Here is a 13005-nt window from a genome sequence, read left to right on the forward strand (position 1 = left end):
TCCTACAGGGTTGTGGTGTGGTCAAAAGTGGAAGTTGGCGCTCAGCAGGGCGGTACGGCCGGCCGCTACGTGGGCGTAGTGGGTCTGCAGTATCTGGTCGAAGTAACGCTTGTCGGTCAGGTTCTGCACGTTGAGTTGCAGGTCGACGTTTTTGGTCAGGCGGTAGCTGGCCATCGCGTCGTAACGCCAGTAGGACGGGATCTCCACCGAGTTGGCGATGTTGCCGAACTGCGAGTCAACAAAAGTGGCACCCGCACCCACGGTAAGCTTGTCCGGCACCACGTCGTAAGTCGACCACAGGGTGAAGTTGTTCCGCGGGGTGCTCGGCATGTGGTTGCCTTCATCGGCGGCGAGGGTGGTTTTGACCACTTCGCTTTCCATGTAGGTGTAGCCACCGAAGACTCTCCAGTTGCGGGTCAGCTTACCGGTGTACGTCAGCTCGAGGCCGTTGACGGTTTGCTCGCCGTCCAGCACTTGCGAGGTGGCACCATCCGGATCGTTCATGCGTGCGTTGGTTTTCTCGGTGCGGAACAGTGCAGCGGTCAGCGACAGGTCGTCACCGAAGAAGTCCCACTTGGTGCCGATCTCGTAGTTGCGGTTCTTTTCCGGGTCCAGATCGGTGTTGTTCGCCGCCAGATCCAGGCCACCGTTGCCGCTGGTTTCACCGGACGGGTTGCTGGAGGTGGAGTAGGCCGCGTAGATGCTGCCGTTAGGCAACGGGTTGTAGACCACGCCGATCTGGTAGTTGACCAGGTCGCTGGTGTTCTCGCGGGAGAAGTCGTTCGCCGGCGCTGTGCTGCTAGCGTTGGCGTGGCCGCTGGATTCGACCTGGTAGTTGTCATAACGCAGGCCCAGGTTCAGGGACCACTGATCGTTGAACTTCAGCGTGTCGAACACGTAGGCCGCGGCGGTTTTGGTGTCGGTGTCGGTGAACGCGGCGCTGTCGGTGATCTTGCCGTTCCAGGTATCCCCAGGCGTCGGGTTGTACAGGCTGGTGCAGTCGCCGGAGCGGAAGAGTGCAGTGTTGCACGTCGTGCCGCTGGCGGCCGAAGTCAGGATGTAAGGGCGGTTGTGGGTGTCTTGATAAGAGAACTCAATACCGGTGACCAGGCTGTGTGCGATGGTGCCAGTGTCGAACTTGGCGCTCAGGTCGGTCTGGTTGATCCAGCCGCTGGACGTCGAATTACGGCTCTTGGCGCCACGGTACACACTGCCCTTGGCGACGTTGCCCTTGCTGTCGTCCGGGTTGGTGACGATGTAGTCCAGCGTCGAACGGGACATGCGGAAGCTGTTGGACACGGTCAGGTCTTCATTCAGATCGTGCTCGATCTTGAAGGTGCCGCTGTCATTGGTGGTTTCGCGGAAGTCGCGGCTGGTGACGCCGTAGAAGTTGTCGCGATCGACATGCACCGGTTTGTCGACGTTGTACTTGCTGCGGGCCGGGTTCAGGGTCAGCGGAATGCCGTAGTCCGGCATGTCGTCGGTTTCAACGTGGTAGTAACCGAGGGTCATGCGGGTATCGGTGCCCAGGCCGAAGGCGAACGTCGGCGCGACACCCCAGCGGCTGACGTCCACGGTGTCACGGCCGGCGACATTGGCTTCGTGTTTCATCAGGTTCAGGCGGAAGGCCGAGGAATCGGTCATCTGCTGGTTCAGGTCGAGTGTGGTGCGCTTGGTCTGATCCGAGCCCCAGGTGAAGCCGCCATTGTAGAAACTGCCCAGTTTGGCGGTCTTGCTCACCAGGTTCAGGCTGCCACCGGTGGAGCCGGCGCCGGTGTAGGCCGACCCCGGACCTTTGCTGACTTCGATCGATTCAACGTTGAAGATTTCGCGGCTCTGGGACGCCGGGTCGCGCATGCCGTCGACGAACGTGTCGCTTTCAGCGCTGAAGCCACGAATGATCGGACGGTCGCCCGCCGGGTTACCGCCTTCGCCAGCACCGAAGGTGATGCCGGGTGTCGTGCGCAAGGCGTCGACCAGGCTGGTAGCGCCTGTGTCGCGGATCACCTGCTGCGGAATCACGGTGACACTTTTCGGCGTTTCACGCAGCGGTGCGGTGTATTTCTTGTTGGCCGAGGTATCGGTCTTGTAGGAGGTATCGTCCTGTGTTTCGCCGGTGATGGCAGTGGCGTCCAGGGAAATCGCATTGTTCGGCGCTTTTTCGGTCTTTTCAGCCGCGAAAACCATATGCCCCGCAGAGCCGGCGGTGATTGCCACGCCAATCGCAGAAGCGAGCAAACGCGGTGAATTGACAGGTAATTGTGGTTGTTGGCGTGACATGTGAATTCCCCTCCCCAAGGATTTGAGGCCGCGGAATATAGGGTAGACGCGTCTATGTATCAATTGCGAAACGTTTCTATTCGCACTGAATTTACATTCTTTACAATTTACCCTTACGGTTTTTGCTGTTTCATTCGTCATGGGGGTTTTACAGCGTCAATAAGAATCAATACCATTGGCGCCCCTTTGCCTTCAGGTGGTCCTCATGCTGCTGCACATTCCCGGCTTGTTCACTAAAGAAGAAGTGCAGCGCATCCGCGAGGCTCTGGAACAGGCGGATTGGGCCGACGGCAAGATCACCGCCGGCTACCAGTCGGCCAAGGCCAAACACAACCTGCAACTGCCGGAAGGTCATCCACTGGCCAAGGAAGTCGGCGCGGCGATGCTGGAACGGTTGTGGAAAAATCCGCAGTTCATGTCAGCGGCGTTACCGCACAAGGTCTTTCCTCCGTTGCTGAACTGTTACACAGCGGGCGGCAGTTTCGATTTTCATATCGACAACGCCGTGCGCCAGCCCAAAGGCAGCATCGAGCGTGTGCGCACGGATTTGTCGTCGACCCTGTTCTTCAGTGAGCCGGAGGACTACGACGGCGGCGAACTGGAAATCCAGGACACCTACGGCACCCAGCGCGTGAAGTTGCCGGCCGGCGACATGGTCTTGTACCCCGGCACCAGCCTGCACAAGGTCAATGCCGTCACCCGTGGTACACGGTTCGCCTCATTCTTCTGGACCCAAAGCCTGGTCCGCGAAGACAGCCAGCGCGCCCTGCTGTTCGAGATGGACGGTGCGATCCAGCAACTGACGCAGGACATGCCCGACCACCCTTCACTGATCCGCCTGACCGGCACGTATCACAACCTGTTGCGTCGCTGGGTCGAGGTATGAGTTTTCAACTGCGCCGCGAGGAAGTGCTCGACGGCGATCACCTCAAAGCCATGCTTGAGGAAAGTCCTGCGCGTGCTGCTCAGGCAATCCTGATCGCTGCCCGCGAAGGCGTGCTCGACGCGCAAGCCTTGCTCGGCCAGATTCTGCTGGACGGACAGGGCATCGCGATGGATCAACCGCTGGCGCTGCGCTGGTTCGAGATAGCCGCTCAGCGCGGGCACCTGATGGCGCGCAACATGCTCGGTCGCTGTCATGAACATGGCTGGGGTTGTGCGGCAGATGCTTCAGTTGCAGCGCAGCATTATCGCGTCGGCGCTGAAGCCGGACTGGATTGGGCGATGTACAACTACGCCAACCTGCTGGCGACCGGGCGCGGGGTGACCGAAGATCAGCCGCAAGCGCTGATTTTTTATCGCCGCGCTGCGGAGCTGGGCCATGCGAAGTCGATGAACCTGCTTGGGCGTTACCTGGAGGAAGGACGGATTTGCCCCGCGGATCTGCAAGGCGCACGCGAGTGGTATCGACGTTCGGCCGATGCCGGGGATTTTCGCGGGCAATTCAGTCATGGCGCGGTTTTGGTGGAGCAGGGCAGGCTTGACGAAGGAATGGCCTGGTTGCGCCAGGCGATGGTCAACGGCAATCAGCGGTTCCTGCGGGTCAGTGTCCAACGCTTGCGCGAAGCGTCCGACCCTGCGCTCAAGTGTTTGGCTGAGGAGTTTGCCCATCACGAACAAACACTGTTCGGTCGAGCCTGAAAGACGCTTCATATAAACATGAAGTGGGTTGTTTTGCAGGTTTGTATTCTTTTCTTATATATGCCCCTCAGGGTTTCTTTGACAGCACTTTTATAAGTGGATTAGTCTTTTGTTCGGCGCAGTTAAATGGGATTTGACAGTGCGCCGTTACGATCTGCTTTAAATTATTTAAATATATTCATGCCTATAGTTAATGGAGTAGTTATGAGCAATGACACATTGTGGGAGAACTCTTTACGGGGGGCGAACTACGAGAAGATTACCGAGTTTGCAACCGAAGTTCCAAAGATCCTGTCCGATGCGTCCAGCGCGGATGCGGACAATGTGACGCGTGAAGCCGGTTTGTTACTGACAAAAAAACAGATCATTGATCTGCGCAAGTATGAAGCCGCAGGCTTGGCCCTTCCGTATACATTGAAGGATGTCACCGACTATCTGCGCTTCGGTGCAGGCCAGGATGGCGGTGCCGGGCTTAGGGCCGCCGATTTTCTGAAGACGTTTGCCGAGACTCGTGATCACGCCAGGCGCTGGTCACCGCTACGCGAACGCATCATGATCACCGGGACCGAACTGAAGCTGTTTGGCGCAAGCATGCAGCGCTACGGCGAAGACATGGAAGAGGTCTACCTTGATCTGAAGTCCGGTCCATTGCTTGAAAAGTACAATGTCAAAACACTGGAGCAACTGAAAAAGTTGCAACTTGAACTGGGCGATAAATTTCCCGGTATAGAACTTGATGCGGATACGATTCCGGACATGAAGTTTTACCTGGGTAAAATATTCGACAGGGTTGCATCCAATCTGGTGAGTGTCCGGGGTATAAAAACCGATCTGGACAAGTTTGGTTATGACCTGCGTGAAAAAGTGCTTCCAGGTATCAAGTTGCGCGTGGCATTGATTCAAACCAATTCCTATCCAGCGGAAGTCAAGAAACTCGATGAAGTCATCGCCCGTCGTGCCGAAGAGATTCTGGAAAAGAATACCCAATACCAGGCGTTGGTCGACAAGGCGCTGGGCTCGGCAGCCGGGTTGAATCTTTTCGGCTTGGGAATGGCTATTTACTACGGTGTCGAAGCGGAGGCGGTACGAGCCGTACGCAAGGAACTGAACGCGGCGCAGGACAAAGACATTGAAGTCCTGAGAAACATGAACCAGACCCTCGGTTCGTTAAAGCGTGTCGAACAGGATCTGCAAAACCTGACCGTCATCGCCATTGATGCTGATCTGGCCACGCAGAATCTCATACACGTCTGGAATGTCATGCATCGGTACGTCGATGAATCGTCGAACGCCATGTTGGGCATCACCGATGCGCTGACTTTGAGGCGCTTCATGTCGTCGTTCCGAGAGGTCGTCGGCCCTTGGGTGCAAATCCACAATGATGCGGACCTCTTGATCGAAGTGTTCAAGGAAGCGGATCGGGAATACAACCAGGACCAAGGAAGGGCGGTACCCAGAATGACAACTTTTTCCATCAAGCAGAACTACCCGGAGCCGAATCTTCAGGTTCTGAAGGACAGCCATCACGCGATGCGTGACGATGCTGTCGCGGCCGAAGCCCTTTTTATCCGGCTTAATTACTTGCCGGGAGTATTCGATCGCTTTCAAAGATTGCTCGGCGATGTCGGTGCCGCAGCCCGGGATCTGCGTGAATCGAGCCTCAACAGCAAGATGGACCTGGAGTCCAAGGTTCGTAAGTTAGTGGCGCTTGAAAAGGAATTGACCGGTGCCGTTGAGGGTTCCGAGGAGTTCGACGAGATTGAAGAGGATCTCATTGCGGCATTGAAAAAAATGCTCGCCATCACGCGCAGCGAGGCGAGCAAAGTGAGTATTCGCCTGGCCAACATCAGCGACGGGTATGACCGACGTACCACATTGGGTTACATCGCTGGCCTGGAAAAAGACCAACTCGATGCCAAAGAGTCCAAACAAGCGTTGAGCGAGACTCAGGTCAAGCTTCAACGTGAGCTCAAGGTTTTGTCCGAGGCAATCAGCGCAATCGAAAAAGCCGGTATCGAGAAAATTGGCAAAGACATTGCCTTGACCATCGACAAGCTCAAAGAGCTGGGCATGGCGCCGCCGCAAGCTCAGATCGTGATGTTTGCGATCGATGAACTGAAGAAAGCCATGGTCGATATCAATGCAGGCATCACCTTCATCAACATGATCCATGAAAGCAACAAGCTTCAGGACAAGGTCAATGAGCTTGGTCGAAAGATTGCGCTCAAAGACCGGGATATCGATCAGTCGGTGGGCAAGATCGAGTTTATCCACTTGATTCATGCGCTGGACGACCAACGCCAGCGTTATGTGGGCGAGTACAAGCTGGCTGTTGCTGCATTCAAGCAATTCCTGACGGTCATGGAGGGCGACACGGCGGGTGATGTCGCGACGCGCAGTGCCAGGGCCATTAAAGAAGCGAGCCAGTTCATTGGCTTCCTGACGCCAATTTCACGGCCGTAACGCCAGCATTCACTGATGGCAGGGGTGGCTTTCATCGAGCATGGCGACCCTTGCCTGATAGTGATCAGTGACAGCTCTCCACGCTGGCCTTCGTCAGTGTCATCAGGTTATTTGCCATGTATGAGTTTTTGCTTGCGAAGACGCATTTCGTTGCGTTGAAAAAATACTTCGATTTCCTCCGCGCACTTCCCGCCACGCTGGATCAACTGAAAAGCCATTCGGACAACTTGCAACGTCAGGGGCATGTGCCGACGACAGGACCTGACGCCGAGCGTCTTAAAGTGCTGGCTTCATTCAGTACCGGTTATCTGGAACGGCTTGAGGCTGATATTTCGGCGCTGGGTAAGGTGTGTGATGAGAACTTGCACTCCATCGAGGTGTTTGCCGTGGAGTGCCGAATGCTGGCCAAACTGTCGCACAAGCAAGGCCGCTCTTTCAGTATCAACTCCGTGAACTACAAATTATTCAGCCTGTCCCGATCGCAGTGGTGGATCTGGTTTCCTCCCAGTGATGTCGACGGCCTGGCTTTCGAGCTTTCTCTGCGCCTGGGTCGTACCAAGTCTGCACTGTTGGACTTCAAGGCTGTGCCGCAGGAATTGCACAATGATATCCAGAACGTGTTCGAGCGGTTTTTCCGGTCGTTGACGTTGAAATCCTGTGAGTGCCACTCGCGCTATTCCCGACTTGAAGCCTGGTACGTGGATGGCGGATCAGGCCTGCCCGGGCTGAGTGGCGCTGCCAGTCCAGGCGATTCTGCACAGGCGCGTCAGGCGCGGGCGAACGAGCATCTGCGTGAACTGTTCGCGATCAAGACAGAGGCCTGCTCGGCGATTCACAATCTGAGCGACTTCCTCTATGCAATGCAGCACTTTCTGACGGTAGCTGAGCTTGAATTACGTAACGTCAGGCCGACTATTAAACTCTCGCAATTGAACTGCGCTCTGGCGCAGGTCGAGCATGTGCTGAGAGAGGTCAAGTCGATGGCTGAACAAATGCGGTACTGGTCCCGGGCATAAAAAAAGGTCCATGACATGTCATGGACCTTCTGTTGTTACAGCAAGCGGTATTACACGTAGAACGACTTCAGCGGCGGGAAGCCATTGAACTCGACGGCGCTGTAGCTGGTGGTGTACGCACCGGTCGACAGCCAGTACAAACGATCACCGATCGCCAGGTTCAGCGGCAAACCGTACTTGTAGTTCTCGTACATGATGTCGGCGCTGTCGCAGGTCGGGCCGGCGATAACCACTTCTTCCACTTCGCCTTTCTTTTCGGTCCAGATCGGGAACTTGATGGCTTCGTCCATGGTTTCGATCAGGCCGGAGAACTTGCCCACATCCGTGTACACCCAGCGCTCGACGGCGGTGCGGGATTTGCGTGCGACCAACACCACTTCACTGACCAGGATGCCGGCGTTGGCGATCAACGAACGGCCCGGTTCCAGGATGATTTCCGGCAGGTCGTCGCCGAAGTCTTCCTTGAGGAAACGGATGATTTCTTCAGCGTAGGTTTCCAGGCTGTTGGTGCGGGTGATGTAGTTGGCCGGGAAGCCACCGCCCATGTTGATCAGCTTCAGGTGGATGCCGTCTTCTTCTTTCAGGCGCTCGAAGATCACTTTGACCTTGGCGATCGCTGCGTCCCAGACGCTGATGTCGCGCTGTTGCGAGCCGACGTGGAACGAGATGCCGTAAGGCACCAGGCCCAGGTCACGGGCAAGGATCAGCAGGTCCATGGCCATGTCGGTCTGGCAGCCGAATTTGCGCGACAAAGGCCAATCGGCAGTGGTCGAGCCTTCGGTGAGGATGCGCACGTAGACTTTCGAACCCGGTGCAGCCTTGGCGATGTTGCGCAGGTCGGCTTCGGAGTCAGTGGCATACAGACGCACGCCCTTCTCGTAGAAGTAGCGGATGTCCTTGGATTTCTTGATGGTGTTGCCGTAGCTGATGCGATCCGGGCCGACGCCCTGGTTCATCACTTTATCGAGCTCGTAGATCGAGGCGATGTCGAAGTTCGAGCCTTTCTCTTTGAGCAGGTCGATGATTTCGACGGCCGGGTTGGCCTTGACGGCGTAGTAGACCTTGGCGAATTCGAAACCGGCGCGCAGGTCGTCATAGGCCTGGCTGATCATCGCGGTGTCGATAACCACGAACGGGGTTTCTTGTTTGTCGGCGAAAGCCTTCATTTTCTGAAAGGTATCGCGCGCGAAATAGTCTTCGACGTTGATCGACATGCTGGGAACTCCTACTGGCAAACTAGATTAATCAATGGGTGCAAATGAACGTCCTCCGTATCCCCACTTTGGTTCGCCTACTTCCCAAGGCATGTCGCCGAAAGCAAAAAGGCCATGGGAAGCGGTGCTTTCCCTTGGCCTTGCTGTCTCGTCGTCAGTACTTGAGCCGGATGGATCGTTTCCAGCATGGACGTTCGGCGCGAACTTTAGGGCGTGAGGGGCTTGAGATCAACAAAAAATGTCGCGTTTTTGCACTTGTCTGACGCACGTTGCCGCCAGCTCTCCTTGTACTCGACACAGATGACAGGCCGATGTTCCCGAGGAATTCTGAAGTGTTAAAAATACCTGCACGTTCGACGCTTATGTCTGCCAACTCAAAGATAACTGCGATGGCGTCAACATCGGCGACGATAGCTGCGAAAAGGTCGGCTGAGCGATTTTTTGACTGTTTCGGCGGACCTTTTTAGAGGCCGCTTGCCGAGGCAGGTGTTGATATTTTTTTCCGGTCACAGGCTGTGCGGTTTTTGTGGGAGCGAGCCTGCTCGCGATGGCAATTTCAAATTCAACATCGTCGTTGGCTGACAAGGTGCTATCGCGAGCAGGCTCGCTCCCACAGGTTTTGCATGTTTACCCAGCTATATAGATGTCAGGCAACAGCCTCGGCTGGCGAAACAATGCTGGTCTTGCCGCCTCGGGACTTGCCGGAGCTCAGGTACTCGGCAATCGATTCCTGCGTCACTTCGCCGAGGAACACTCGCTCGGCATCCATCACCGGCAACCACGAACGGTTGAACTCGTACATCCGTGACAACAGGATGCGCAAATGCTCGTCGTACGCTGCCGTGGCATTGAACTCACGCAGGTACTGCGTGCAAGCCCCGGTCTGACGGTGCAGGTCGCGACGTCGTACATAACCGAGCGCTTTGTTCTCACCGTCCGTGACCACGACATAACGACGGTCATGTTCATCCATCAACTCCAGGGCTTCAGTCACCGGCGTCTCCGGGCTGACGGACGGTGCGTTGTCCGCCGCGTCTTCGGCCTTCACCAGCAGCAGACGCTTGAGCGTGCTGTCCTGGCCGACGAAGTTGCTGACAAAGTCGTCCGCCGGGTGCGCCAGCAGCGTGTCCGGGTGATCGATCTGCAACAGCTTGCCGGCGCGGAAGATTGCAATCTTGTCGCCCAGCTTGATCGCTTCGTCGATGTCGTGGCTGACCATGATCACGGTCTTGTTCAGCGCCCGTTGCATCTCGAAGAACTCGTTCTGGATCATCTCGCGGTTGATCGGGTCGACCGCGCCGAACGGTTCATCCATCAACAGCAACGGTGCATCCGCCGCCAGTGCGCGAATCACGCCGATCCGTTGCTGCTGACCACCGGACAATTCTCGCGGATAACGATTCAAATATTGCTTGGGTTCAAGCTTGATCATGCTCATCAACTCGCGGGCGCGGTCGTGGCACTTCTGTTTGTCCCAGCCCAGCAGGCGCGGAACGATGGTGATGTTTTCCTCGATGGTCATGTTCGGAAACAGGCCGATCTGCTGGATCACGTAACCGATGTTGCGACGCAGGGTCACTTCGTCGAGGTCGGTGGTGTCTTCGCCGTTGATCAGGATCTTGCCCGAGGTCGGCTTGATCAGGCGGTTGATCATCTTCAGCGTGGTGCTTTTGCCGCAGCCCGATGGCCCGAGGAACACACAGATTTCGCCTTCATTGACGGTCAGGCTGATCGAGTCCACGGCTTTCACGTCTTTGCCGTTGCTTTGGAAAGTCTTGCTGAGGTTTTGAAGTTCGATCATTTGAGCAGTCCTTTTGGAGTCAGCGTGCGTTGCAGCCATTGCAGAAGCAGGTCGGCGAAGATGGCCAGCAGGCTGACCAGCACGGCGCCGACGATCAGCATCGACATGTCGCTGCGGCTGATGGAAGCGAGAATGAGGACACCGAGGCCACCGGCGCCGATGGTCGCGGCGATGGTCATGACACCGATGTTCATGACCACGGCGGTGCGCACGCCGGCGAGGATCACCGGCACGGCAATCGGCAGTTCGACCATGCGCAGGCGCTGGCCGAAGGTCATGCCGATGCCGCGTGCGGCTTCGCGAATGCCCGGTTCGACGCCGGTCAGGGCGAGGTAGGTGTTACGCATGATCGGCAGCAGCGAGTACAGAAACACTGCCGTGATCGCCGGCATCGGCCCCAGGCCCTGGCCGAATTTGGAGTAGAACGGCAGCAGCAGGCCGAACAGTGCAATCGACGGCACGGTCAGCAGCACCGTGGCGCTGGCTTGCAAGGGGCCGGCGAGCGTCGGGAAACGTGTCATCAGAATGCCCAGCGGCACGCCGGCCAGAATCGCCAGGGTCACGGCGATGCCGACCAGGGTGATGTGCTGCCAGGTCAGATGCAGCACCTGCGGCCAGTCGAGATGGGAAAAGGCGTTGAGAAATTCCATGACTTTTCCTCCTTAGTTGATGGGGTGCTGGCGCAGGAAGTCGGCGGCAACGGATGAAGGGCTTTCGTGATCGACATCGACCCGCGCGTTGAGCTGGCGCATGGTTTCGTCATCGAACAGCTCGGCCAGCGGCTTGATCTCTTGCGCCAGTTGCGGGTGGGCATCGAGGTAAACCTGACGCACCACCGGCGCGGCGGTGTAGTCCGGGAAGTAGTGCTTGTCGTCTTCAAGCAGTTTCAACTTGAAGGCGTTCAAGCGACCGTCGGTGGTGTAGACCAGACCGGCGAACACCTGGCCATTGCGCAGGGCGGTGTAGACCAGGCCTGCATCCATCTGGCGGATGTTTTTGCGCGTCAGGTTCATGCTGTAGAGGTCGACCATGCCGTCCAGACCATCGGAGCGGTTGGCGAACTCGGTGTCCAGCGCGACCAGGTGATTAGTCTTCGCCTCAGCCTGCATCACCGTGTTCAGCTCGCTGATGGTGTTGATCTGCGGGTAGGCCTTCGCGGTTTTTTCCGGCAGGGCCAGGGCGTAGGTGTTGCTGAACTTCGACGGGGTCAGCCAGACCAGGCCTTTTTTCGCGTCGAGTTCTTTCACCTTGGCGTAGGACTGAGCGCTGTCGAGTTTTTCGGTGACATGGTTGTAGGCCACCAGTGAGACGCCGGTGTATTCCCACATCAGGTCCAGTTGGCCACTTTCGTGGGCGCTGCGAGCGAGGTTGCTGCCCAGACCGCCAGTCACCTGGGTGTCATAACCCTTGGCGCGCAGGTACTGGGAGGTGATTTCCGCGAGCAGGGTTTGTTCGGTGAACACCCGGGCGCCGATGCGGATCACCGGTTTTTCAGCGGCTTGGGCGATTCCCGAGAACAGCAGAACGCAGCCTAGTAAAAAGCTTGATGTCTTCATGATTATTCCTTTGCCGAGGCTTAAGACGGGCGCAAGCCGCGTTCGAGCCAGAGGCGGCTGGCGAGTGTCACCAGGCCGTCGAGCAGCAAGGCCAGCAGGGCGGTGCAGGCCGCGCCGAGCAGCAGTTGCGGCTGATTGTTCAGGGCGATGCCGGGGAAAATCAGGCTGCCCAGGCTGTTGGCGCCAATCAGGAACGCCAGCGGTGCGGTACCGACGTTGATCGCCAGGGCTACACGCACACCGCCGATGATGATCGGCACGGCGTTCGGCAGTTCAACCCGCCACAGCACTTGAGTCGGCGTCATGCCGATGCCGACGGCCGCTTCCTTGAGGGAGCCCTGAACATTTTTCAGGCCTTCATAGGTGTTGCGCACGATCGGCAACAGCGAGGCGAGGAACAGGGCGAAGATCGCGGGGCCGCTGCCGATGCCCAGAATCCCCAGGGCAATGGCCAGTACGGCAAGTGGCGGCACGGTGTTGCCGATGTTGAAGATCTGCATGAAGCGTTCGGCGCGTCCCACCATGGTCGGACGGCTGAGGAAGATACCGGCGGGTATGCCCACAACAAGGGCGGCCAGCATGGAGGCGAGGACGAGAATCAGATGAGCTTGCAGGTAAAACAACAAATCGTCGCGGTACTGTTCGATCGTGTTGATGCCAATCCAGTGGACCAGCAGGGCCAGAAGGGCGACGACAACCGCACCTCCTGTCAGCCCTTTGCCATAGCGAATAGCCACAGGCGGACTCCTTTTTTCTTTGTCGGCGAACGCAGCTTCGTGTGGCAATGCCAGTCCTGGCTGCCGAAGTAAGCGTTCGCGAGAAGCAGCGCGTTCTATGCCCGCGAAGGGACATGAATCGAGCCATAAGCGCAGCCTCGTCAGGCTAACTTGCTGATTTTTCAGCCCCTGGGACGAGTGCCGTAACAGGGGAGTGGACGCCTCCACCTTTTAAAAGGTTCCATAATTAGCAGCAGATAGCCACCCTTGATGACCGAACACGCCCCCGTTCGATGCCATAACGCAACCCTGTAGGAG

Annotated in this window: 10 protein-coding genes; 4 read left to right on the forward strand and 6 right to left on the reverse strand. The window is 57.2% G+C overall.

Translation table 11 applies throughout. The features are described from left to right. Positions 1 to 21: 21 nt before the first annotated feature. The gene (locus KGB27_RS22290) at positions 22 to 2280 is read right to left on the reverse strand and encodes a TonB-dependent receptor (protein WP_223556391.1); all 2259 of its coding nucleotides are present in this window, start codon (positions 2278 to 2280) and stop codon (positions 22 to 24) included. 205 nt (positions 2281 to 2485) lie between these two features. Between KGB27_RS22290 and KGB27_RS22295 the strand changes: the two genes are divergently transcribed. The 4 genes from KGB27_RS22295 (at position 2486) to KGB27_RS22310 (ending at position 7400) form a co-directional block, all read left to right on the forward strand. After that, a complete protein-coding gene (locus tag KGB27_RS22295; RefSeq protein WP_008036255.1) occupies positions 2486 to 3166 on the forward strand; it encodes a Fe2+-dependent dioxygenase in 681 nt (226 codons plus the stop codon). Then, positions 3163 to 3921, forward strand: a complete 759-nt coding sequence (locus KGB27_RS22300) for a tetratricopeptide repeat protein (protein ID WP_223556394.1) — start codon at positions 3163 to 3165, stop codon at positions 3919 to 3921. Before KGB27_RS22295 ends, KGB27_RS22300 begins: the two co-directional genes overlap by 4 nt. 204 nt (positions 3922 to 4125) lie before the next feature. After that, the gene (locus tag KGB27_RS22305; RefSeq protein WP_223556397.1) at positions 4126 to 6384 is read left to right on the forward strand and encodes an alpha-xenorhabdolysin family binary toxin subunit A; all 2259 of its coding nucleotides are present in this window, start codon (positions 4126 to 4128) and stop codon (positions 6382 to 6384) included. A 116-nt stretch (positions 6385 to 6500) separates the two neighbouring features. Then, complete coding sequence (locus KGB27_RS22310; protein WP_223556399.1) at positions 6501 to 7400, forward strand: hypothetical protein; 900 nt, start codon at positions 6501 to 6503, stop codon at positions 7398 to 7400. A 50-nt stretch (positions 7401 to 7450) separates the two neighbouring features. On the opposite strand, the gene KGB27_RS22315 is transcribed toward KGB27_RS22310, so the two are convergent. The 5 genes from KGB27_RS22315 to KGB27_RS22335 all read right to left on the reverse strand — a co-directional run bounded on the left by KGB27_RS22315 (position 7451) and on the right by KGB27_RS22335 (position 12708). Next, positions 7451 to 8614: a type III PLP-dependent enzyme gene (locus KGB27_RS22315; protein ID WP_008024420.1), complete on the reverse strand. Its 1164-nt coding sequence runs from the start codon at positions 8612 to 8614 to the stop codon at positions 7451 to 7453. A gap of 646 nt (positions 8615 to 9260) precedes the next feature. Further along, the gene (locus KGB27_RS22320; RefSeq protein WP_223556402.1) at positions 9261 to 10415 is read right to left on the reverse strand and encodes a betaine/proline/choline family ABC transporter ATP-binding protein; all 1155 of its coding nucleotides are present in this window, start codon (positions 10413 to 10415) and stop codon (positions 9261 to 9263) included. Further along, entirely contained in the window at positions 10412 to 11065 is a 654-nt protein-coding gene (locus KGB27_RS22325; protein ID WP_207285284.1) for an ABC transporter permease, read from the reverse strand. Before KGB27_RS22325 ends, KGB27_RS22320 begins: the two co-directional genes overlap by 4 nt. A gap of 12 nt (positions 11066 to 11077) precedes the next feature. Beyond that, positions 11078 to 11971 carry a glycine betaine ABC transporter substrate-binding protein gene (locus tag KGB27_RS22330; RefSeq protein WP_223434791.1) on the reverse strand — a complete coding sequence of 298 codons (894 nt, stop codon included), beginning with the start codon at positions 11969 to 11971 and terminating at the stop codon, positions 11078 to 11080. Between the two features lie 20 nt (positions 11972 to 11991). Next, on the reverse strand, positions 11992 to 12708 hold the full coding sequence (locus KGB27_RS22335; RefSeq protein WP_008036263.1) for an ABC transporter permease: 717 nt from the start codon (positions 12706 to 12708) through the stop codon (positions 11992 to 11994). Positions 12709 to 13005: the final 297 nt, after the last annotated feature.

This window comes from Pseudomonas sp. BF-R-01, assembly GCF_019946615.1.
Taxonomy (GTDB): Bacteria; Pseudomonadota; Gammaproteobacteria; order Pseudomonadales; family Pseudomonadaceae; genus Aquipseudomonas; species Aquipseudomonas migulae.